At 43.0% G+C, this 21,148-nt stretch carries 21 protein-coding genes and 5 pseudogenes; 15 read left to right on the top strand and 11 right to left on the bottom strand.

Features of this window, described 5'->3' with window-relative positions; all coding sequences use genetic code 11:
* Positions 1-152 precede the first annotated feature (152 nt).
* A complete protein-coding gene (locus REG_RS13080) occupies positions 153-302 on the bottom strand; it encodes a hypothetical protein (RefSeq protein ID WP_176603403.1) in 150 nt (49 codons plus the stop codon).
* On the opposite strand from REG_RS13080, the pseudogene REG_RS03275 reads away from it, so the two are divergent.
* Positions 303-764: pseudogene (locus REG_RS03275) on the top strand (IS3 family transposase); the annotation flags it as partial.
* Positions 765-830: 66 nt separating this feature from the next.
* On the opposite strand, the pseudogene REG_RS03270 reads toward REG_RS03275, so the two are convergent.
* The 4 genes and pseudogenes from REG_RS03270 to REG_RS03255 form a co-directional block, all read right to left on the bottom strand.
* A pseudogene (locus REG_RS03270) lies at positions 831-1,833 on the bottom strand (M48 family metalloprotease); the annotation flags it as partial.
* A gap of 162 nt (positions 1,834-1,995) precedes the next feature.
* Positions 1,996-2,403, bottom strand: a pseudogene (locus tag REG_RS03265) (M48 family metalloprotease); the annotation flags it as partial.
* 251 nt (positions 2,404-2,654) lie between these two features.
* A complete protein-coding gene (gene bcp, locus REG_RS03260) occupies positions 2,655-3,134 on the bottom strand; it encodes a thioredoxin-dependent thiol peroxidase (protein ID WP_006704447.1) in 480 nt (159 codons plus the stop codon).
* Between the two features lie 486 nt (positions 3,135-3,620).
* A complete protein-coding gene (locus tag REG_RS03255; RefSeq protein ID WP_006704446.1) occupies positions 3,621-4,082 on the bottom strand; it encodes a hypothetical protein in 462 nt (153 codons plus the stop codon).
* A gap of 246 nt (positions 4,083-4,328) precedes the next feature.
* Here REG_RS03255 and leuS point away from each other — a divergent pair, with 246 nt between their 5' ends.
* The 4 genes from leuS to nadD are packed head-to-tail and all read left to right on the top strand — an operon-like array spanning position 4,329 to position 9,457.
* Positions 4,329-6,950 (top strand): leucine--tRNA ligase, encoded by a 2,622-nt coding sequence (gene leuS / locus REG_RS03250; protein WP_006704445.1) that lies wholly within the window; start codon positions 4,329-4,331, stop codon positions 6,948-6,950.
* A gap of 17 nt (positions 6,951-6,967) precedes the next feature.
* On the top strand, positions 6,968-7,651 hold the full coding sequence (gene lptE / locus REG_RS03245; protein WP_087943366.1) for an LPS assembly lipoprotein LptE: 684 nt from the start codon (positions 6,968-6,970) through the stop codon (positions 7,649-7,651).
* A complete protein-coding gene (gene holA / locus REG_RS03240; RefSeq protein ID WP_006704443.1) occupies positions 7,648-8,679 on the top strand; it encodes a DNA polymerase III subunit delta in 1,032 nt (343 codons plus the stop codon). The genes lptE and holA overlap by 4 nt, the downstream gene beginning before the upstream one ends.
* Positions 8,672-9,457, top strand: coding sequence for a nicotinate-nucleotide adenylyltransferase (gene nadD / locus REG_RS03235; protein ID WP_006704442.1), 786 nt, complete (start codon positions 8,672-8,674; stop codon positions 9,455-9,457). Before holA ends, nadD begins: the two co-directional genes overlap by 8 nt.
* A 70-nt stretch (positions 9,458-9,527) precedes the next feature.
* Here nadD and REG_RS11860 read toward each other — a convergent pair.
* Positions 9,528-10,351, bottom strand: a protein-coding gene (locus REG_RS11860; RefSeq protein ID WP_260200023.1) for an IS5-like element ISRein1 family transposase whose coding sequence is annotated in 2 segments (ribosomal slippage) — positions 9,528-9,964 and positions 9,964-10,351 — 825 coding nt in all. Because the reading frame shifts where the segments join, the coding sequence is not laid out codon by codon here.
* 199 nt (positions 10,352-10,550) lie between these two features.
* Here REG_RS11860 and REG_RS03220 point away from each other — a divergent pair.
* The 6 genes and pseudogenes from REG_RS03220 to REG_RS03200 all read left to right on the top strand — a co-directional run bounded on the left by REG_RS03220 (position 10,551) and on the right by REG_RS03200 (position 13,873).
* Positions 10,551-10,994 (top strand): YmfL family putative regulatory protein, encoded by a 444-nt coding sequence (locus REG_RS03220; protein WP_006704441.1) that lies wholly within the window; start codon positions 10,551-10,553, stop codon positions 10,992-10,994.
* A gap of 199 nt (positions 10,995-11,193) precedes the next feature.
* A pseudogene (locus REG_RS14035) lies at positions 11,194-11,624 on the top strand (helix-turn-helix domain-containing protein); the annotation flags it as partial.
* Between the two features lie 442 nt (positions 11,625-12,066).
* Positions 12,067-12,354 (top strand): hypothetical protein, encoded by a 288-nt coding sequence (locus tag REG_RS13075; RefSeq protein WP_176603402.1) that lies wholly within the window; start codon positions 12,067-12,069, stop codon positions 12,352-12,354.
* Between the two features lie 4 nt (positions 12,355-12,358).
* Positions 12,359-12,934 (top strand): ATP-binding protein, encoded by a 576-nt coding sequence (locus REG_RS03210; RefSeq protein WP_176603401.1) that lies wholly within the window; start codon positions 12,359-12,361, stop codon positions 12,932-12,934.
* Between the two features lie 401 nt (positions 12,935-13,335).
* Complete coding sequence (locus REG_RS03205; protein WP_006704440.1) at positions 13,336-13,617, top strand: BrnT family toxin; 282 nt, start codon at positions 13,336-13,338, stop codon at positions 13,615-13,617.
* Entirely contained in the window at positions 13,601-13,873 is a 273-nt protein-coding gene (locus REG_RS03200) for a BrnA antitoxin family protein (protein ID WP_039907000.1), read from the top strand. The genes REG_RS03205 and REG_RS03200 overlap by 17 nt, the downstream gene beginning before the upstream one ends.
* A gap of 95 nt (positions 13,874-13,968) precedes the next feature.
* On the opposite strand, the gene REG_RS13675 is transcribed toward REG_RS03200, so the two are convergent.
* Positions 13,969-14,133, bottom strand: coding sequence for a hypothetical protein (locus REG_RS13675; RefSeq protein WP_218015659.1), 165 nt, complete (start codon positions 14,131-14,133; stop codon positions 13,969-13,971).
* A gap of 223 nt (positions 14,134-14,356) precedes the next feature.
* Here REG_RS13675 and REG_RS03190 point away from each other — a divergent pair.
* Positions 14,357-15,396 (top strand): annotated as a pseudogene (locus tag REG_RS03190) (ISAs1 family transposase).
* Here REG_RS03190 and REG_RS14030 read toward each other — a convergent pair.
* Positions 15,361-15,489, bottom strand: coding sequence for a hypothetical protein (locus tag REG_RS14030; RefSeq protein WP_260200178.1), 129 nt, complete (start codon positions 15,487-15,489; stop codon positions 15,361-15,363). The pseudogene REG_RS03190 and the gene REG_RS14030 sit on opposite strands and share 36 nt — an antisense overlap.
* Before the next feature lie 41 nt (positions 15,490-15,530).
* Positions 15,531-16,508: a tRNA-modifying protein YgfZ gene (gene ygfZ / locus REG_RS03185; protein WP_006704436.1), complete on the bottom strand. Its 978-nt coding sequence runs from the start codon at positions 16,506-16,508 to the stop codon at positions 15,531-15,533.
* A gap of 45 nt (positions 16,509-16,553) precedes the next feature.
* Here ygfZ and sdhE point away from each other — a divergent pair, with 45 nt between their 5' ends.
* Genes sdhE through REG_RS11850 form a run of 3 tightly spaced genes read left to right on the top strand, consistent with a single transcriptional unit; the run spans position 16,554 to position 17,321 of the window.
* The gene (sdhE, locus tag REG_RS03180) at positions 16,554-16,820 is read left to right on the top strand and encodes an FAD assembly factor SdhE (protein WP_039907155.1); all 267 of its coding nucleotides are present in this window, start codon (positions 16,554-16,556) and stop codon (positions 16,818-16,820) included.
* Positions 16,801-17,133 (top strand): protein YgfX, encoded by a 333-nt coding sequence (locus REG_RS14555; RefSeq protein WP_176603400.1) that lies wholly within the window; start codon positions 16,801-16,803, stop codon positions 17,131-17,133. The genes sdhE and REG_RS14555 overlap by 20 nt, the downstream gene beginning before the upstream one ends.
* Positions 17,022-17,321: a protein YgfX gene (locus REG_RS11850; protein ID WP_087943358.1), complete on the top strand. Its 300-nt coding sequence runs from the start codon at positions 17,022-17,024 to the stop codon at positions 17,319-17,321. Before REG_RS14555 ends, REG_RS11850 begins: the two co-directional genes overlap by 112 nt.
* A 156-nt stretch (positions 17,322-17,477) precedes the next feature.
* Here REG_RS11850 and REG_RS03170 read toward each other — a convergent pair whose 3' ends face one another.
* Together REG_RS03170 and aspA are read right to left on the bottom strand one after the other, a co-directional pair.
* On the bottom strand, positions 17,478-19,211 hold the full coding sequence (locus tag REG_RS03170; protein ID WP_039906997.1) for a protein-disulfide reductase DsbD: 1,734 nt from the start codon (positions 19,209-19,211) through the stop codon (positions 17,478-17,480).
* A 193-nt stretch (positions 19,212-19,404) separates the two neighbouring features.
* Positions 19,405-20,871, bottom strand: a complete 1,467-nt coding sequence (gene aspA / locus REG_RS03165; protein WP_050749308.1) for an aspartate ammonia-lyase — start codon at positions 20,869-20,871, stop codon at positions 19,405-19,407.
* Positions 20,872-21,148 lie beyond the last annotated feature (277 nt).

Genomic DNA, 21,148 nt, shown 5'->3' with positions numbered 1-21,148 from the left:
AGCGCTGAATTTAAGCTAGAAGCAGCTCAATTAGTGACAAAACAAGGGTATAGCGTTACATAAAAAGGTGGCACAAGAGCATTTGGCCATTCCTAACCTGTTAGCGCGTCAGTTTGCTGTTGCTGCCCCTAATCAGGTTTGGTGCGGCGACGTTACCTACATCTGGGCAGCAAATCGTTGGATTTATACCCTTCGCCTTTCAAGTTACGGCTTTGTTGTCTGCGGGTGCTCGCCGAATCACGTAGTATGTCTACGCTCATCGGTCGGTCGCCCTTGCCACCTTGCCGTAACTCGAAATTCATTGGGTATATCTCGCCGTGGTGATAGACCTGTTTGCCCGTAAACCGGTAGGCTGGGCACTCTCTTCCTCCCCAGACAGTGAATTAACTTGCAAGGCATTGTGTATGGCTTATGAGTCAAGAGGGCGTCCCAATGGCGTTATGTTTCATTCGGATCAAGGGTGCCATTACACTAGCTTTACGTTCAGGCGGCAACTTTGGCGCTATCGTATGACCCAAAGTCTAAGCCGCAAAGGAAATTGTTGGGACAACGCTCCTATGGAACGCCTATTCAGAAGCCTCAAAACCGAATGGCTACCCAAAGCAGGCTATCCAACTGGGCAACAAGCCAAGCAGGACATTATTGATTATCTCATTGGCTACTACAGTCAAACTCGCCCTCATCAATACAACGGCGGATTAACACCAAATGAATCCGAGCGGCTGTACTGGGAGGAACACAAGATACTGGCCAATTTTACTTGACCACCACAAAAAGTACATGAGGATTACGCGCACTGGGCAACGCAGGATTCGCGTCACGCAGTAGGTTTAGAAAGAGGTATATTGGCGAAAGCGCTGATTTAATGCCCGTAATTGATCAATTCTCGTATCATAGCGTGCTTGGTTCAGGCTACCGAGCTTTGCCTGTGTGCTGGCATTACTTAATACTTCGATGGCTTGAGAGAGAGCACCACAGAGCGCTAAACGCTCCGCCCTCGCCGCCAATTCTTCATCGCGCTTCCCTTGTTTCGCCATCGCTTCGGTCAGTAAATCCCAGCCATTCAGATCATCGGGATAAGCGAAGGTATAGGAATATAATAATTTACTGGCTGCAACCAGTTGGCCTCCTTTAATGTAGGCGTTAGCGAGATTTAACTGTAATACCTTCTCATTTTTGTTTTCTGCCAGATCGATATCGGTAATTAAATCAAGAAACCAGATGTTATCCGGTTGCTGTGCTAATAAAGGCTCTAATATATGACGAGCATGGCCATAATTTTTAGTTTGAAAAAACATAATGGCTTGACCATATTTAGCGGCTAATTGTTGCTCGCGAGTGCTTTTATTAAGGCGAGTAAATAAATCATCCCGCAAGTTATTTTTTTGTGAATACATGGCAAGAATACGTACCTTTGCAAACCAATATTCTTGTGAAGAATTCACGGGACGTGCTGGCATCTGATCTGCGCGATTTCGTACATCCGATACACGACTCTCTGGTAAGGGGTGAGTTTGTAATATCTCAAGAGGGACGTCAGCATAACGGGCTTGATCAGCTAGCTTGCGCAAAAAACTCGCCATTGCTTGTGGATCAAACCCCGAACGTTGCAAAATTTGAATCCCAAGACGGTCGGCTTCCTGCTCATTTAACTGAGTAAAACTAATAATACCTTGTTGGTTACCGGCGATAGTTGAATTTAGTGCTGCCATTCCTGCTTGTGGATTAGCCATGGTTAACAAAACAGAACCTAGCATGCCGACCCAGGTTAGTGGAGCTGTGCTTTTTGTTTCTTCCATGGCACGCGCTAAATGACGTTGGGTGACATGCAGGGCGGGATTCCACTTTGTATTTTTTGTCATCAATAAGATCAATATTTAAGCATTTCGCAGACGAAATTTTCTCATATGTTTAATTAATATACACAAATTGTGTGTTTTGTAATCTAAAATTGATTAATTAATGAGTTAGATCCCGCCCTGGGGTGACATGTACAATTTCGTGGGCAATGACCGAAGCTAATTCACTTTCATTTTCGGTATGCCACAACAGGGACGAATGTAATACCACGTTGCCACCAAAAAAAGCAAAAGCGTTGATCAGATCGTTATTAATTAAATAAAAATGAAAAGGTGTCAGAACCGAATGCGCATTGAGGACTAATTTATTACCTAATTGATTAATATATTGACTTAACAGTGGATCATTAATTATGGGTGCCCGAGCACGCATTTGGCGCTGATAAAAATCACCCAGCGCCAATTCTTGATTGATGCTAAGTATACCGCCCGCTGTTGTGCCGATATCAGGTAGCGGATCTGATACTGCCGCGGCGGTGGTTGGCCAGCAATGTAAGAGGCTTAATAGGGTGATCACTGTTTTGCTGAGCTTGAAAAAAACCATATAAAAAAACTCTCCTTTTGATGTAATAGATCTCTTTCGAAATCGTAGCGAGTGATACGAAATCAAGGCGCTCGGCGCACAGCACCCTTCATTGCCATAAGTACATGAGGATTGCGCGCACCGAGCAACGCAGGATCCGTGTCACGCAGTAGGTTTCGAAAGAGGTCTAATACTATTTATGACATCGCCAATCCATGAAGGTTTTTTTCTTTGCTCAATGCAGGACGATCACCGGTTAAAAGTTGTTATTTTTATTTCGATGTGGTTTTTTGTTGTAAATAATTAAGCACGATATCATGGTGGTTGCTGGTTTTAAAATCATCAAACACTTTTTCTACTTTGCCTGCTTCATCAATTAAAAAGCTAATTCGATGGATCCCCTCGTACGTTTTTCCCATAAAAGATTTTTTCGCCCACACGCCAAATTTTTCAGCGACTTCATGTGTTTCATCAGATAACAGGGTAAAATTTAATAATTCTTTTTCGAAAAAACGGAGGAGTTTTTCGGGTTTATCGGTGCTTATCCCCATTACTTCGACGTTAGCTGCCGCCAATTTAGCCATATTGTCACGCAAACAACAGGCCTGAACGGTACAACCTGGCGTCATGGCTTTGGGATAAAAATAAATTAAGGCGCGTTTTCCCGGAATGTCTGCCAAGCTGGTTTTCAGGCCATTCTGATCGAGTAAAACAAATTCCGGCGCATTATCACCGGCTTTTAATGTGTTCATTATTAGCTCTCCGTCTGATCTAGGCTATGAATAATTCATAATAGATTTATGCAAGAAGTCTAATACTAATTGTGCCCAGTGTATTCCGCTCTGTACATAATTGTTTGAAAGTTGTTTAATAATTTGTGTCTACGCCAGATAAAATAGACTTGTTGCATAGCCGACTGCATGGCATGAATTCTGCGCTGTGTTTGCCTGATTGTACACTACGATTTTTCGAGAAGTCTTATAGTAGACCTCTTTGGAAACCGTAGTTCGTTATGTGGAGTCAAGGCGCCCGGTGCACAGCAACCTTCGTTAACATAAAGTACATGAGGATTGCGCGCACCGGACAACGCAGGATCCGTATCACGCAGTAGGTTTCCGAAGAGGTCTAGTGTCTATTGTGCATTTTCTTTCTATGGCGGCTCAACCGATGAAAAAGATCTCTAACAGCACAATTTATATAAAGTAAATAAGTATTTTAATTTTTTCCGGCAAGTACGATTATAATTTAATACCATGATTAATTTCCTCCAGCAGTGCCTTATATTTTTTTTGTTTTTTAAATAATTCTACTGCTTTAAATAAATCGTTTCGATTTGATTCTTTTTCGCCTAATTTATACCAGAAGCAATTTTCTCCCATTAATAAATCGACAATCTTAGAATCTCTACCTTCAATAATAAAGTTTTCTGCTGCTTCAATGGTAATTGAATTTTTATTTTTTAATCGAATAATTTTCTTGTCTGTGGTTGCCAATTTATGATCAATAATCTTTCTTACGGCTTTAATTTTTTTATTTAAATTATTAAACAAAAATTCTTTTTTTCTTGCTGTAATTGCAGGACAACTTTTATGAAAGGTATTTCCAACTTGTTTAAGGTTAGTCCTTATTTCATCATATTGTGAATAGTTTTTTTTTATTTCTTCGACAAGGTTTGTTAAATTTATTCTAAATAGTTGCATAATGACCTCGCTATTACATTAGATTAAAATAACAAATGCGTTATCTGATCAATAAATAATCTTATTATAGTTCATTATCAAATGTATGAGCGGGGAAGTAGATTTCTACTGACAGCAGCTTGCCAGCACAATTCGCTCCTTAGCGCCTGTTCTTAGATTTCTGTTGGCAGTTGTTGCCTCCACTGCTTATCAGTTATGCTAGGAGGATAGGAAAAATTTTTATTATTAATAGGATTAGCCGCCGCTATGCAAGAACAATATTGTCCAGAAGATATCGAACCACAGGTACAGCTTCATTGGCAGCAGAAAAAAACATTTAAGGTGGTCGAGGACAGCAGTAAAGAAAAATACTATTGCCTTTCGATGTTACCTTACCCTTCTGGTCGCCTGCATATGGGGCACGTTCGTAATTATACTATCGGTGATGTCATCTCTCGCTACCAACTTATGTTAGGTAAAAATGTTTTACAGCCTATGGGATGGGATGCCTTCGGTCTCCCGGCAGAGAGCGCGGCGGTGAAAAATAATACCGTTCCTGCCCCTTGGACTTATGAAAATATCGATTATATGAAGAAACAGTTGCAATTATTGGGCTTCAGTTACGACTGGGATCGTGAAATTGCGACCTGTAAACCGGATTATTATCATTGGGAACAGTGGTTTTTTACCCAGTTATATCAAAAAGGCATGGCCTATAAAAAAACATCAGCGGTTAACTGGTGCCCTCATGATCGTACCATATTGGCTAATGAGCAAGTGATCGATGGATGCTGTTGGCGTTGTGATAGTAAAGTTGAACGTAAAGAGATCCCGCAATGGTTCATTAAAATTACTGCTTACGCCGATCAATTACTCGATGATCTAGACAAGCTAGAAAGCTGGCCAGAGCAAGTGAAAACCATGCAAAGGAACTGGATTGGTCGCTCTGAAGGGGTGGAAATCAGTTTCGATGTTGTGGGTATGAAAGAAAAGTTAACGGTTTACAGTACGCGCCCTGATACCTTTATGGGGGTCACCTACTTAGCGGTAGCGGCAGGTCATCCACTTTCTTTACAAGTGGCTGCCATCGACTCCGGCGTGGCTGAATTCGTCGAGCAATGCCGTAATACTAAAATTGCTGAAGCTGACGTAGCGACAATGGAAAAAAAAGGCATGGCAACAGGTTTGTTTGCTATTCATCCTCTCAGCGGCGAAAAAATTGCGATTTGGATCGCCAATTTTGTGCTGATGGATTACGGCACCGGTGCTGTGATGGCAGTTCCTGCTCATGACCAACGCGATTGGGAATTTGCTGTAAAATATGGTTTGCCGATTAAAGCGGTAATATTGACCGCTGATGATCAAGTGCCTGACTTAAATCAACAAGCGATGACTGAAAAAGGTAGGTTATTTAATTCAAATCAATTCGATGGTTTGAATCATCAAGATGGCGCTAATGCTATTGTCGATAAGCTCGTATCGGTCGGTGCGGGTCAGAAAAAAGTTAACTATCGCTTGCGTGATTGGGGGGTTTCGCGTCAACGCTATTGGGGGGCACCTATCCCGATGATCACCCTGGAAGACGGTAGTGTAGTTCCCGCTCCTGCCGATCAGTTGCCCGTTATTCTGCCAGAAGATGTAATAATGGATGGCATTAACAGCCCAATTAAATCCGATCCACAGTGGGCTAAAACGACCGTTAATGGTTTGCAGGGTCTGCGTGAGACGGATACCTTTGATACTTTTATGGAATCATCTTGGTATTATGCGCGCTATACCTGTCCAAACTATGATCGCGGTATGTTAGATCCTGCTGCTGCTAATTATTGGTTACCGGTAGATCAATATGTCGGCGGTATTGAGCATGCCATCATGCATTTGATGTATTTTCGTTTCTTCCATAAATTGATGCGCGATGCTGGCCTCGTTAATTCTGATGAGCCTGCCAAACGTTTGCTTTGTCAAGGCATGGTGTTGGCGGATGCGTTTTATTATATTGGTGATAATGGTCAACGGATTTGGGTTTCTCCGATTGATGCCATTGTCGAACGCGATAATAAGGGGCGTATCGTTAAAGCGGTCGATAATGAAGGTCATCAGCTTGAGTATACTGGCATGTGTAAGATGTCAAAATCGAAAAATAATGGCATCGATCCACAATTAATGGTCGAAAAATATGGGGCGGATACGGTGCGATTATTTATGATGTTCGCTGCGCCCGCTGAAATGACATTAGAATGGCAAGAATCCGGCGTTGAAGGGGCGAACCGCTTTTTGAAACGTCTTTGGCGCCTGGTTTTTAATCATGTTGGAAAAGGCGCTACGCAAGAATTGGACAAGACTTGTTTAAATCCCGAACAGAAATCTTTGCGACGTGATCTCCATAAAACTATCGCTAAAGTTACTGACGATATTGGCCGTCGTCAGACATTTAATACCGCTATAGCAGCTATCATGGAATTAATGAAACAGCTTAATAATGCACCACAGGATACTGAATCCGCTCGCGCATTGATGCAAGAATCATTGTTGGCGGTGGTGAAAATGTTATATCCATTCAGCCCCCATATTTGTTTTATCCTATGGCAACAATTACGGGGTGAAGGCGATATTGATACCGCCCCTTGGCCGGTTGTCGATCAGCAGGCAATGATTGAAGAAGTTAATTTAGTGATTGTACAAGTCAACGGCAAAGTACGTGGCAAAATCACTGTGCCTGTTGATGCCAAAAAAGAACAAGTTTATGAGTATGCGTGTCGAGAATATTCAGTGACTAAATATTTAGACGAGTTGACCAAGCCTGAGGTATTTTATGTTCCTGGTAAACTGATGAATTTGGTTACTGTTAAGACTCGTCAGGTCAAAAATGAAACTTTTGAAAACAAATAGGAGGGATAGTGCGACGTATGATTGGCATACTGCTGCTGGGACTTGCTGTACTGTTGAGTACTGGCTGTGGTTTTCATTTACGGGGCAGTACGCAGGTACCCGCAAAACTACAAAACATGCTACTGGAAAGCAGTGATCCTTACGGTTCATTAACCAGATCTATCCGTCAGCAATTGCGGCTTAACAATGTGAATATTGTTGATGACGCGACACGTAAAGATCTGCCAACGTTACGCATTATAGGTTCATCTGACAGTCAAAGCACAGTATCCATTTTTAAAAACGGAACCAGTGCGGAAAATCAGTTAGCGTTAAAAGTGCAGACGCAAATTTTGATGCCAGGACGGGGCATTTATCCGCTCGATGTCACGGTTTTTCGCTCTTTCTTTGATAATCCATTAACCGCGTTAGCCAAAGAGGCTGAAAGTGAAATTATTCATCAACAAATGCGCGATCAGGCTGCTGAACAATTAATAAGAAAACTATTGACGGTGGATGTTGAAAACAGTGACAGTAAGGAGAATCAAAAAAATGAACCACTCGCTATTAATGATATACCCACAGCCCTTGAAGTTGCCTTCGGCTACCAGGGGGTGAGACCGATGAGCGTAGATAGACTACCTGATGAGGCGAATCCCCGCAGCCAACAACGCGGCGGCTTCAAAGGCGAAGGGTATACGCAACGTCTTAATCAACGATGATCCGCATCTATCCGCAGCAGCTTGCCAGGCAATTGAATGCAGGGTTGCACGGTTGCTATTTATTCTGTGGTAACGATCCGTTATTGCGACAGGAGAGCCAAGAAAGTCTCCATCATGCTGCTCAGCAACATAATTTCAGTGAATATTTTAATATTACATTAGATGCACATACTGATTGGGAGGCGATTTTTAGTATTTGTCAGTCCTTAAGTCTTTTTGCTAGCCGTCAGATATTATCGCTGACTTTTCCGGAAACAGGATTAAGCGCCTTGATGAGTCAACAGCTCATTAAGTTAGTGACTTTGCTACATCCTGATATTTTATTGATACTGGGTATCAATAAATTGATCAAAACTCAAGAAAATAGTCAGTGGTATAAGGCATTAAGCCAAAATGCGGTATTAGTTAACTGTCAAACACCGGATCACACCCAGCTTCCGCGTTGGATGAATACTCGTGCCAAAAAAATGAAACTGGAGGTGGATGAGGCGGCAATTTTGTTACTGTGTGATTGTTATGAAGGTAATTTGTTAGCACTTTCTCAAGCATTGCAAACACTGTCGTTATGCTACCCTGATGGTAAACTCACCTTGCCGCGTGTCGAACAAGCTGTGCATAATTCGGCGTGTTTCACCCCTTATCATTGGTTAGATGCGGTATTGGCAGGATCACGTCAACGAACTTGGCATATATTGAAAAAACTGCAACAAGAAGAGGATACCCCTGTTATTCTGTTGCGAATATTACAACGTGAATTATTATTATTGACAACACTCAAACGCCAGATGAAACAAACGGGTTTAACTGTGCTGTTCGAGCAGTATCACGTTTGGCAAAATCGCCGTAATGCCTTGACTCAGGCACTGCAACGTCTCTCGATACAACAAATTTACCAAGCCATTCATTTGCTCACAAAAATAGAAATCCATTTTAAAAATGATCACAGTTATTCAATATGGCCTGGATTAGAAACACTATCCATGCTGCTGTGCGGTGAAGTGTTAGCTGAGAGTTTTTTAAATGTCTAGCAAACATATTGATATAAATATACCCAATGAATTTCGAGTTACGGCAAGGCGGCAATCAAGCGAATCCCTGAAGTGTACAGTAGTACATGACAGGGTGAGTGCGAGCTGCCAACGCCGCCGTAACTTGAAAGGCGAAGGGTATAAGCTACATGCTTTACTAGGCGGTACCTTCGATCCCATTCATTACGGTCATTTACGGCCAATAGAGTCATTAGCGCGTCAGATAGGGTTACAACATGTGATGCTAATGCCTAACCATGTTCCTCCCCATCGTAGGCAACCGGAAGCCAGTCCCCAACAACGTTTAAAAATGGTTGAATTAGCCGTGGCGGATAATCCATTATTTAGTGTGGATAGACGAGAGCTTATGCATGATGGTCTTTCTTACACTGTTGATACTCTTGAGAGGGTGCGCCTGGAAAAGGGGAATAAAATGCCATTAGCGTTTATTATTGGTGAGGATTCATTACTGTCTTTGCCTACGTGGCAGCGTTGGTTATCACTACTGGATTTTTGCCATTTGTTGGTTTGTGCTCGCCCCCATCATGTTAATGAAAAACCGATTCCTGAACTGCAACAGTGGTTAGATAAATATCAAATAAAAGACGTTAAAAAACTCTGTCATCAGCCAAAAGGTTATATTTATTTGGCCAATACACCATTATTAGATATTTCCGCTACCGATATTCGTCACCGTTATCATCAAGGACAACGCTGCGATAATCTGTTACCGCCTGCAGTTCAGCAATATATTGAGTTAAAGGGGTTATATCGTTAATGATCACTTGAAACCCATAACGGATCGCAAAAGTCTATTAACAACAATAGACCTCTTCGGAAACTATCATTTATCTAATTTCCATATTATAAATTGCAGCAATCAGATTAAATCTTAATCCAAAACGTTTTCGCCTGTTTCGATAACGGTCTGATACAATTTTAAATCTTTTAATCATACCAATGACATGTTCGTTTAATACACGCTGGCTTGATAACGCACGATTGTTGCGTTTATCTTCTTTTGTTAAGGGATTTTTCTTTGTCTTTTTCTTAGGCAACGCCGAGTTTGAATGAATCTTGCCAAGCCCTTGGTAACCTGTATCGGTAACTGTTTTGATGTCAGGATGTATTCGCACACCAGACTCCTTAAACAACCTAAAATCATGGCGCCTCCCATTCGTAAAGCTTGTACAGATGACTGCTTTACTTTTTTTATCAACGAGCACTTGTGTTTTTAAGGTGTGTCGTTTCTTTTTTCCTGAGTAAAACGGCTTTTGTTTTTTTGGGGACGTTCAATCGGCGTTTCTGTGGCATCAATAAGAACCAGCTCATACTCCCTATCCCTTTTTAATACAGCTTTGCGTCCAGGTAGGGCAAAATCAGGATGCTTTATTAGCGTATTCTCTATCCATTTAATCGTTTCATAGCATGTGCTCTCACTCACGCCATAGCTTTGGCTGACATGAAAATAAGTGCGATATTCTCGTATATACTCCAGTGCCATTAATAAGCGCTCTTCTAAACCCCGCTTGGGTTTCCGACCTCCTTTCCCTTGCTTACTCTTATCTGCTTCATTCAATATCTTTATCATCTTTTCAAATGTACTGCGTTTAACACCCGTTAAGCGACGAAATTTTTCCTCTTCCAGTACTTTTATTACTTCATATTTCATGGCGGCTCCTTGTTCAGGAGTGTTTTACCAAAATTCCTCATGAATGCTAGTTTCCGAAGAGGTCTAATGTTATTCAGTGATCGCCTTGAATGTTATTGAGCGATCTCCTTCATGTTATTGAGTGATCTTCTTGATGATAATATGCACTACTTTCTCATAATAAAAAAGAATAGTTAACCCAAAAGGAACACAGCAAATTATGGATAAACGTGCATTAATTAACCGGCTGTGTGAACGAGTGACCGGAGGCAGGGCGGTCGCGGCGGCTTATTTAGGCATATCCGAATCGAAATTTAACAATCACTTGTATGAAAATAAAGGGAGTCGATTTTTTAGCATTGATGAACTGGTCGCACTGCAAACGCTGAGTGGCTCCAGTTTAGTGGCTGAGTATTTCGCTACCCGTTCGGATGCCATAGTAGTACCGACGCCGTCGGCGGAGGTAGATACGGTGGAATTGCATCATATGTGCCTGAACACCGCAGTGAAACGCAGTGCGGTCGATCAGTTAATTCTGGAGGCGATCAGAAACCACGGTTCAATCAATGAGCAAGCACAACAGAAAATTCTAGAGGCGCACCGGAAACACATCGCGACACGAGATGGCGAAATCCGTGCCACGCTGCAAGTTTACGGTAAATAAAAAAAACCGTTACTGCGACAGAACAGTAACCCTACACAAACACACGGAGTGATTATGAATGCATTATCCAACGCCGTAAACCCCAGCATAGGAAGTCGAGACATCGCCAAGTGGGTGGAGTCACTTCACGACAATATGAAAAGAGCCATTGACGCAGGTGTGTTGAAAACCAGGGAAAAGGCAGCTTAAGGAGCACGCAATGAGTATGAAATTAATGACAGAAGCCATGAGTATCAAAGTAGGAAATCCCTTGAGAAAACTGATTTTACTCAAATTGGCTGATAATGCTAACGATCAAGGCGAATGCTGGCCTTCCTATCAACACATTGCTGATTACTGTGAATGCAGCAAAAGTGCCGTCAGAGAGCATATCGATACCCTGATACAGCAGCGACTGCTGCGTAAAGAAAATCGCCTGGGCATTAACAATGGCAAAGGCAACACCTCTAACCTGTATTACCTGCATCTTAATGCACCCCCTATGCCGCCAAAAAGCACAGCCCCTGTGCCAGCAGATAGCATAATAGCTATGCCGCAGAGTGACAGCCCTATGCCACCTCTGCTGGCACCCCTATGCCGCCTGCTGGCACCAGAATCAGTCACTCTTTTGAACCAGTCATAGAACCTAACACCCAAACGGCGAGCAAAATTCATTCAATCGAGAGAGGAAGTGGGTCTAGCAAGCCAAAAGGTCTCATCCCCAACGGGGAAAGATTTTCTGCTCAACCCAACCGTGCTCCTGCTGACCCTCAGACGGCCAGTACTCCCCTGTCGAGCCGCTACGCCTTTGAGGGCAGTGTTATTCGCTTGAACCCACAGGATTTTGCCCGCTGGCAAGCCCTTTTTCCGCATCTCGCGTTAACCGCAGAGCTAACACGCTTGGATTTGGAATTTAGTCACGACAGGCCAAAAAGTTGGTTCAGCACCGCCAGTGCCAAGCTCAATTACCAAAACAAGCAAGCCATGGGGGTGGGTTACGCCCGTCAAAAATTCAAGTCGGTTTCCGGAGACAATTTCGCCAGTCAAGACTATGGCACCACGGTGTTGCCGGCGTGGATGAAAGGGTAACACGATGAATATCATCGAAAAAAATGCTAATGACGCGCAGCAAGCGTTGCGTCATCTGGAAGAGCGGTTAAAAAATGCCTTGGCGCCCCTGAAAGACATCGTGGGGACACAGGTGGAGGTGAGCGAGGGGCATTGCTTGCAACATGGCCTATTTGAACAACGGCGTAGAACCTTGCAGGTGCTACCCCACGTCCAGCAGGAAACAGAATGCCCTGCTTGCTTACGTGCCAAAATTGCGGCGTTGGCAAAGCGTATCGCCTCAGAACGACAGCAAAATCAGGCACAGTTTTAAAAATTTGCTGAGCCAGACGGGTATCCCGGCTCGCTTTGCCAGTGCTAGTTTTGACTCGTATCAGCCCGTTAACACCGCCTCACAACGTTGTCACCAGGTGTGTCAGGGCTATGCCCGGCAATGGCCGGAGCGGCTGGCTCAGGGCGGCGGTTTGGTGATGTGTGGTAAACCCGGCACCGGCAAAAATCATCTGGCGGTGGCGATTGCCAAACACATCATCAGCGTGCATCAGGCTTCGGTGTTATTGACCTCCGCCTTACGTCTGACCCGCGAGGTCAAGAATACCTGGGCGAAAGAGGCGACAAAAACAGAATCCCAGGTGATGAAACGGGTGACCGGTATCGATCTGTTGATTATCGATGAAATCGGCGTGCAATTTGGCAGTGAGACAGAAAAACTGATTTTATTTGACATCATCAACACCCGCTATGAAAACATGAAACCGACGTTGCTGCTAAGCAATTTACCTAGGGAAGCCTTGTCGGCCTACCTTGGAGAACGGGTGCTCGATCGCATGCACGAAGGCGGCTGCTGCACCTTGGCGTTTACCTGGGAGAGCTATCGCACCCGTGCAGCATAAGCCATCAACCGGCAACCGCAAGGACAGAGCAAACATGAACCCATACCGACTCGTGCTGCCTTACCCGCCCACCCTGAATAGCTATTGGCGACATGCCCGAGGCAAAAATTATAGTAGAATAAATTTTAACATATTGATTTATAATAAAATGATCGTATTTATTACGTAACGAAACATCAAAAAATATCAACAACTATCAGTCTCCCTCAAAAAGGTATGGTACGTAATGTTATTCCCCTCGAACATGCCACATCACCATCCATACTAATTTCCAGTATTACTTGGTTAACATCTAAAATCCTCACATTTTTCTCGTTTAGTCCCCTTGTTCACTCAGAATTCACTTTTATCTTTAAGTTGTTTAAATTACAATTATGTAATTACAGTTTAGGTGCGACAAATTGAAATTTTCATGGGATACAACAAAGGACAAAAATAATCAGTGCAAACATGGTATTAGCTTCACAGCCGCCAAGTTAGTATTTGACGATCCTTGGCACATAACACGTCAAGATCGCACTGAAGGGGGCGAATTAAGATGGCAAACTATCGGCATGATCGACAATATTGCACTTTTATTAGTCGCACATACCTGGAATGATGACGGAGAAGAACATATCCGTATTATTTCAGCACGACGAGCAAGTAAAACTGAGAGGAAGGTGTATGAACAAAATTCCTGAATCTATTCGAAAAGAACTCGCCCTTTTGGCGGCGAAGCCAGAAAACAAAATAGATTTTTCAGATATTCCGGCAACGAGCAAGGAAGAATGGCAAGGTGCTGTAAGGGGGAAATTCTACCGCCCACTGAAAAAACAACTTACCGTGCGTATAGATGCAGACGTCGTAGAATGGCTCAAATCACAAGGGGACGGCTATCAGTCACGTATGAACTGTATTCTACGGGGAGCTATGTTATCGAAAATTCAGAGCGAGTAATTGTCCTCACCTAGATTTTACACTATAAAAATAGGCAACAAAACACAACTTTTCAGTCATTATTTATCAATAAGTTACCCATTAATTTCGACCTGTTATTTGTGCCATTGTACGTCAATATTATCCTTTGTTTTCATTTCCACCCAACAGTGATCGCTGATTTTACGCATAGTGAATGTAATTTGCTCTCCTTCTGCTAGTCTTTTTATTTGATGCCAAATAAGGACTAGACTCATCTCAGTACAAAAACCAGTTTTCATGAGTTTGTTTGCTGTCGCAGTTGAGTTGGAGCGGCGGTGATCGTCGCGTTAGCGAGCAAGATGAAGAGCGCTTTGTCGATGTGTTAAGCCCTGAAGTCTTGCCTTTATCATGATAGTAGGGTATAACCCTTCGCCTTTGCAGTCAGGGCGGGATCCCACTTTAATTTGAACTCTATGTAGGCAGAATGATCATAAGAGTATTTGTCCTAATGAATATCTAACCATGAGCATTTTAAAGCAATTAGCCCTGATTCCTGACCCACGTAAAGATATCAATATTAAGCACCAATTGATCGATGTGATTTTCTTAGTTTTTGCCACGGTGGTTAAGTGGAGCCTCGGGATGGAAATCAATCAAAGTATGGCACTTATCAAAACGGCATCCCCCGCCGCCATTGCATTGCTAACATTATCAATGCATTAGATACGGATTTACTGGTTCAAACCTTGCTATCATGGATTAATGAACGACGTGAGCGAACGGGTAGGACGCTGATAGCACTCGACGGTAAAACCTTACGCAGAAGCTGGTCTGAAGAGATTTGTACCGCCTTACATACCGTCAGTGCCTATGATGTTGACGCCGGTATTACGCTCTATCAAAAAGCGGCAAACAGTAAGGGCAAAGAAGGCGAACTCGCTCGTCAAATCATCGATGCATTAGCGTTGGATAATGCGGTTGTGACGCTCGATTCATTGCATTGCCAAACCTCAACGTTATCACTTATCACGCAACGCAACGGTGATTTTGTCGTGCCGCTTAAAGCCAACCAAAAGACACTATTTGCTACCGCCTATTACACGGATAAAGTGCATGAATACACGCAGACTAATCAGGGACAGGGGCGAGTAGAGAAACGCACCGTCATGCAAATCAATGCGGAATTACCGGAGGAATTAAAAGCCAAATGGCCTTCCATTCGCACCTTTATTGAGGTAGCCAGTGAGCGAACAAAGAATGAGGTAACCCACTGTCGTTCGCGTTGGTATGTCAGTTCACTCCCTTTAAATGCAGAACAAGCGGCATTGGCGATTCGGCAACATTGGGGGATAGAAAATCAACTTCACTGGGTTCTGGATGTGGTGTTTAAAGAAGATGAACTCTCGATAAAGGCGCCGGAGGGCGCCGCCCATATGGCGCTTTTCAATCGTGTTGCCTTGAGCCTGATTAAACAACATAAAGGCAAACAAGACAGCATTGCCAGTAAACGTAGAAAAGCCGCCTGGTCAGCCGATTTTCGCAGTCAACTTATTTTTGGATAAAATATCAGCAAAGTGGAATCCCGCCCTGCCTTTGCAGTCGCCGCGTTGTTGGCTGCGGGCGTTCGTCCCATCAGCTAGTATGTCTACGCTCATCGGTCTCGCGCCCTGACCCCGCCTAGCGGCAACTTGAAGGGCTATGGGTATAAAGGTTGTATCCTGAGCTGGCTGCTGTTGTCGTCTCGTACGCGCAGATTCGTGTTTTCAGTGAAATCATTATTGAGCACCGCTTGGATCCACAGGGTGCCGTCACTCAGTTGTACTGCTGATAATACCGTCCCTGTTCGGCGCCAACTATTTTCATTTAATTGCCATTCAAGATCGTCGCCAGGTAGGGGAACACGATTGGCGTTGCCCGCCAGCCAATATAGCGCTCTTTTGTTAGCACCCCGGTATTGCGCCCTCGCGACAGTTTCCTGCCCGGTATAACAGCCTTTAGTGAAACTAATACCACCTAAAGTTTGGATATTTGTTGCCTGAGGTATAAATAATGCGCTGGTTTTTTCATCGATAATAGGAAAGCCTGCCTGGATATCTAATGCCATCCACTGATTACTATTGTTAAATTGAGTGCGAGAACGCAATATTTCTATCCATTGCTGTGCCTGGAAGGCGTCAGTTACTAGCAGAAAACGTTCTGTAGGTTGAGTGAAATGTAATAATGTCGTGATGCCTTGCTGTACCACGGGATGCTTTGTGTTTGGTAGCGTTGAAAATAAAGTGGCTAGTGTTTCTCTTGCCGTTAATCCTGCAACGCCCAATAGTACTGCTTTTGTATCTACACTGATGTTAACTTTAGAAAACACCGCATATTTTTTTAATTCTTTTAGTTGATTGTCCAATACACTACGGCGTTCAATAAACACGAGTCCTTCTTCTCGATGAAACAAACGTAAATTACTCCACATTTTTCCACGCGGATCGCAATGTGCAGTCATAATATGTTGTTCAGCTGTCATTGCTGCGACATCAGCGGTGACTTGACCTTGAAGATAGTTTACTCTGTCCACTCCTGTTATTGTCACTAAAACCCAGTCATCTAAAGTCATAAGGGTTAAGGGTAATTGGGATGAAGCATGAGGAATTTGTGCAGGAAACGAAATTATATGAGCCATAATGATATTACCTGAGGTATCTATCAGGATATGAAAATCCAGAATGTGAAAATCGATAATAAAGCCCGTGTTTACTGGGCGTGTCGCCGTGGTATGCGTGAGTTAGACATCGTCATTATGCCGTTTTTTGAATATGAATACGAGACTTTAAGTAATGATGATAAAGGCTTGTTTATGCGCTTGCTAAAGAGTGATGATCCCGATTTGTTTAATTGGTTAATGAATTATGGAGAACCACAAGATAGCGAGTTACAAAGAATGATTAAATTAATTCAAATGAGAAATAAAGCGCGTGGCTCGCTGGCAATGTAAGTTGCGTGTTTCATTGCGCACTCGTTGGTTTTCACTTTTGATATATGTAGGGTTAGCCTGCTTGATTTTGCTTACGCCTTGGCCGATAGGTGGTGCTGTTGTTTGTTTTCTATTATTGACGTCGATTACATTTGAATATTTTCAGCGTCAAATAAAGTACCGTCCCATGATGATAAAATTGAATACTGACAATGTGTTGGAATGGAATCAGCAACAATGGAACATCATCCAACCTCCTTGGATCACCCGTTATGGCGTATTGCTAGCCAAGCTAATCATAAAATATACCCTTCGCCTTTGCAGTTGCCGCTAGGCGGCCAGGGGGTGAGACCGATGAGCGTAGATGACTACGTGATTCGGCGAACACCCGCAGCCAACAACGCGGGAGCTTCAAAGGCGAAGGGTATATATCGGCGTTTGTGGTTGGCATCTGACAGCATGACAGAAAGGGAGTGGCGTATGCTTTGCCAGCTTATGCAAGGCTTAGGCGATAGCGAATAAGCGCTTAAAGCCTATTGGCCATTGCGTCAGAATAAAACATTAGACCTCTTTCCAAACCGTAGTTCGTTATGCGAAGTCAAGGCGCCCGGCGCACAGCAACCTTCGTTAACATGAAGTACATGAGGATTGCGCGCACCGGGCAAAGCAGGATTCGCGTCACAGAGCAGGTTTGGAAAGAGGTTTATTCTGTAGATGAATGGTAAAGTCGCGAGCATTAATAAATCCGCTGATCCGTGCTTGATTTATCTCCTGCCCTTGTGGATCAAAAAAGAGGATGCTGGGTAATCCTAATACCTGTAGTTTTTTTAGTATTGCCAATTGTTCGGGGCTATTTTTGGTCAGATCGACTTGTAATAATACCGTATTCGCCAATCGTTTCTGCACTTCTAGATCACTAAAGGTATATTTTTCTAATTCTTTACAAGCACCACACCAATCGGCATATAAATCCAACATCACCGATTTGCCTTTTGCCTGCCTGAGTGCTTCATGTAATTGTGATAAATTTTCAACACGCTGGAAACGTAAATAATGCTTAATGTTTCTAGAAAATAAATCCGCAGTAAATACCCAGTTTTGTAGCGGCTGTACTGCGATTAACAAACTAACTAATAGTAATATTTGGATCAAACGCTTCCAACGTTGCTGGAAGGTTAAACTTGAGACGAATGCCCAACTAAAGAAGATGACAGCTAATAAGCTCCAAAGCCGCGCTCCCCAAATGTTGCCTAATACTCGCTCGAGCAGAAATACGGGCAAAGCCAGAATAACAAAACCAAATGCTTCCTTAGTGTACTGCATCCACAGGCCGCTACGGGGTAATATTCGGTTGCCGAAGAGGGTCACTATAATTAAAGGGAGACCCATTCCTAATGCATACAGGTATAGGGTAGCTCCCCCGGCGAGTGTATTGCCGCTCTGTGCAATATACAACAAGATGGCGCTGAGGGGCGCTGTAGTACAGGGAGAACAGATCAGACCCGCTAATGCTCCCATAATAAAAACGCCTGCCACTGAACCACTTTTTTGATGGTTGCTCCACGCTACTAAGCGCGTCTGCCAGTGGCTAGGTAAATTGATTGAATAAAAGCCAAACATCGATAGTGCCAATAGGATGAAAAGTGCAGATAAAGTAAAAAGCACGTAAGGGTGCTGTAGCGCAGTTTGGAATTGTAGTCCTGCCCGCGCGACAACCCATCCCAAAAGAGTATAAGTCAGTGCCATGCCCTGCACGTAAGTTAAAGCTAACCAGAAGATTTGCCGCGGACTTCGAGGCTTTTCAGACCCCAAAATAATCGCGGCAATTAGGGGATACATCGGTAATACACAAGGGGTAAAGGCAATGGCTATACCGATCAATAAAGCCCAAAACGGAGAGAAAGGCAGTTCAGTGGGGTTGAGCGATCTCTGTAAGGGAAGTTGTGGATCTTTAGGCGTAATCGCATGCAGTGGAATAGTACGGGTTTCTGGTGGATAGCAAAATCTCGCCGCCGCGCATCCTTGATAAGTTACTTGGATATGGGAGCCTTCTGCTGCTCGCGTGATGGGGAGGGTGACTGTCAATTCTTGTTTAAAAATAGGTATTGCGCCATAAAATTCGTCTTGATAACTGATGCCCTCAGGTATCACAAATGCGCCTAACATGGCTTGTTGCGGTACTATTTTTAATTGTTGACGGTAAAGATAATAACCGGGTTGGATTTGCCAATGCAGCACAAGTTGATTGTCTTGTTGCTTAAAATCAAAGGCAAACGCACGTTGGGAAGGCATAAATTCGTTCTGCTCAGCCTCTTGATTCAATGGTTTGATAGGCTCAGCATGGAGATATTGTAGCGTCGATAAAAAGACGCTACAGAGCAGTAGCGCCAAGGTAAAAATACGATGCATCATAACAGTGATATTGATTTCCCTATGAAGCGAGACTATACCCTTTGCTTTTCAAGTTATGGGGCGTTGGCTGAGGGTACTCGCCTCATCAGGTAGTATGTCTACGCTCATCGGTTGGTCGCCCTGGCCGCCTTGCCGTAACGCGAAATTCATTGGGTATAAAAGTGATAGTGGTTCTAGTCGTTTTTTTATAGTCTTACAGGTTGGTTGGATGCATCAGATTTTCGACAGAGAAAATGCTGTCAAGTTTCTTTTCGGATAGCAAACCTTTCTCCAATACTACTTCACGCACGCTTTTACCGGTTTCAGCACAAATTTTACCGATCTCATCACCTTCATGATGACCAATATGCGGGTTAAGATAAGTGACGATCCCGATTGAATTAAAAACAAAATTTTCACAAACTTCTTTATTGGCGGTGATACTAATAACACATTTATCCAGCAGAGCGTAGCAGGCATTTGTCAGAATATGGATCGATTCAAACATTGCCTGTCCGATGACCGGTTCCATGACATTTAACTGTAGTTGACCCGCTTCCGCCGCCATTGTTACACAAAGATCATTACCTATCACCTTGAAACAGACTTGATTAACCACTTCAGGGATCACTGGATTGACTTTAGCTGGCATGATCGAAGAGCCAGCTTGCAACGCCGGTAGATTAATTTCATTCAAGCCTGCTCGTGGGCCTGATGAGAGTAGACGTAAATCATTGCAAATTTTCGATAGCTTAACCGCTAAGCGCTTGAGTGTGCTATGTACCATAACGTAAACACCACAATCAGATGTGGCTTCAATTAAATCTTCCGCTGGGACACATTTCAATCCACTCACTTCACGTAATTTTTCTAACACCTTATCTTGATAATTGTCTGGTGTGTTAAGTTTGGTTCCAATCGCAGTCGCCCCTAAGTTTACTTCAAGTAAAAATTCAGCAGTACGTGCTATATTTTTTATTTCTTCACTCATTAATACCTGAAAAGCCTTAAACTCTTGTCCTAATGTCATTGGGACGGCGTCCTGTAACTGGGTGCGTCCCATTTTTAAAATTTCGCAGAACTCTCCCGATTTTCTGCCAAAACCTTCCCTAAGACATGCGATTGCATCGATTAACTTCAGGATTGAATTATAAACGGCGATTCGAAACCCTGTGGGGTAAGCATCGTTAGTCGATTGAGATTTATTAACATGATCATTGGGGTTGAGATATTGGTATTCTCCTTTTTTACGTCCCATCAATGTTAATCCAATATTAGCAAGCACTTCATTAATATTCATATTGAATGAAGTGCCCGCCCCACCTTGGAACACATCAATGGGGAACTGATCCATGTATTTTCCTTCGAGCATTATATCGCAAGCTTCTATAATGGCGTGGGCTATTCTTTCTGCATTTTTTATTTTTTCTTGATCATTTTCTTCTTCTGTTGAAAGAAAGGCGTTCAGTTCTTTATTTGCCATGGCCGCTGCTTTTTTTACCATCACCATGCCACGAATAAATTCAGGGATATCATTGATTTTACTATCACTAATACAAAAATTTTCAATCGCCCTTTGAGTATGAATACCGTAATATGCCTCTATGGGGACTTTTTTTTCACCTAATAAATCCTTTTCGGTACGGTATTCTGCGGCTGCCTGATTTTTTTTGATACCCATGCTATTTGACATAAAACCCTCGGTAAGTGTTATCTAAATTTGGGGTGATTATTGACAGGTTAATTTTAGTTGGTGTAGGCGATTAGTGTAATAATAAAGCGTTTTATTTATTGCTGGTATGGTATAGCTTCATGAGTGAAGTAATAATGAAAATTCGCACCGTTAGACTTGAAAGCATCCTAAACACCCACAATGTCAATCTGGTTGGCTCAAATTTTACCTCCAGTGTTTATAGTATTTATTTGTATATCCTTCGCCTTTCAAATTACGGCAGCGT

The organism is Candidatus Regiella insecticola LSR1, assembly GCF_000143625.1.
GTDB lineage: Bacteria > Pseudomonadota > Gammaproteobacteria > Enterobacterales > Enterobacteriaceae > Regiella > Regiella insecticola.
The sequence above is the reverse complement of the archived record's forward strand: the minus strand, read 5'-3'. Positions and strand labels throughout refer to the sequence as shown.

What these genes read in the sequence shown, in the direction of transcription:
- REG_RS13080 (WP_176603403.1), bottom strand. Translation starts at nt 302, where the DNA reads ATGAATTTCGAGTTACGGCAAGGTGGCAAGGGCGACCGACCGATGAGC.
- bcp (WP_006704447.1), bottom strand. Translation starts at nt 3,134, where the DNA reads ATGAACACATTAAAAGCCGGTGATAATGCGCCGGAATTTGTTTTACTC.
- REG_RS03255 (WP_006704446.1), bottom strand. Translation starts at nt 4,082, where the DNA reads ATGCAACTATTTAGAATAAATTTAACAAACCTTGTCGAAGAAATAAAA.
- leuS (WP_006704445.1), top strand. Translation starts at nt 4,329, where the DNA reads ATGCAAGAACAATATTGTCCAGAAGATATCGAACCACAGGTACAGCTT.
- lptE (WP_087943366.1), top strand. Translation starts at nt 6,968, where the DNA reads ATGATTGGCATACTGCTGCTGGGACTTGCTGTACTGTTGAGTACTGGC.
- holA (WP_006704443.1), top strand. Translation starts at nt 7,648, where the DNA reads ATGATCCGCATCTATCCGCAGCAGCTTGCCAGGCAATTGAATGCAGGG.
- nadD (WP_006704442.1), top strand. Translation starts at nt 8,672, where the DNA reads ATGTCTAGCAAACATATTGATATAAATATACCCAATGAATTTCGAGTT.
- REG_RS03220 (WP_006704441.1), top strand. Translation starts at nt 10,551, where the DNA reads ATGGATAAACGTGCATTAATTAACCGGCTGTGTGAACGAGTGACCGGA.
- REG_RS13075 (WP_176603402.1), top strand. Translation starts at nt 12,067, where the DNA reads ATGAATATCATCGAAAAAAATGCTAATGACGCGCAGCAAGCGTTGCGT.
- REG_RS03200 (WP_039907000.1), top strand. Translation starts at nt 13,601, where the DNA reads ATGAACAAAATTCCTGAATCTATTCGAAAAGAACTCGCCCTTTTGGCG.
- REG_RS13675 (WP_218015659.1), bottom strand. Translation starts at nt 14,133, where the DNA reads ATGAAAACTGGTTTTTGTACTGAGATGAGTCTAGTCCTTATTTGGCAT.
- REG_RS14030 (WP_260200178.1), bottom strand. Translation starts at nt 15,489, where the DNA reads ATGAGCGTAGACATACTAGCTGATGGGACGAACGCCCGCAGCCAACAA.
- ygfZ (WP_006704436.1), bottom strand. Translation starts at nt 16,508, where the DNA reads ATGGCTCATATAATTTCGTTTCCTGCACAAATTCCTCATGCTTCATCC.
- REG_RS11850 (WP_087943358.1), top strand. Translation starts at nt 17,022, where the DNA reads ATGGAATCAGCAACAATGGAACATCATCCAACCTCCTTGGATCACCCG.
- REG_RS03170 (WP_039906997.1), bottom strand. Translation starts at nt 19,211, where the DNA reads ATGATGCATCGTATTTTTACCTTGGCGCTACTGCTCTGTAGCGTCTTT.
- aspA (WP_050749308.1), bottom strand. Translation starts at nt 20,871, where the DNA reads ATGGGTATCAAAAAAAATCAGGCAGCCGCAGAATACCGTACCGAAAAG.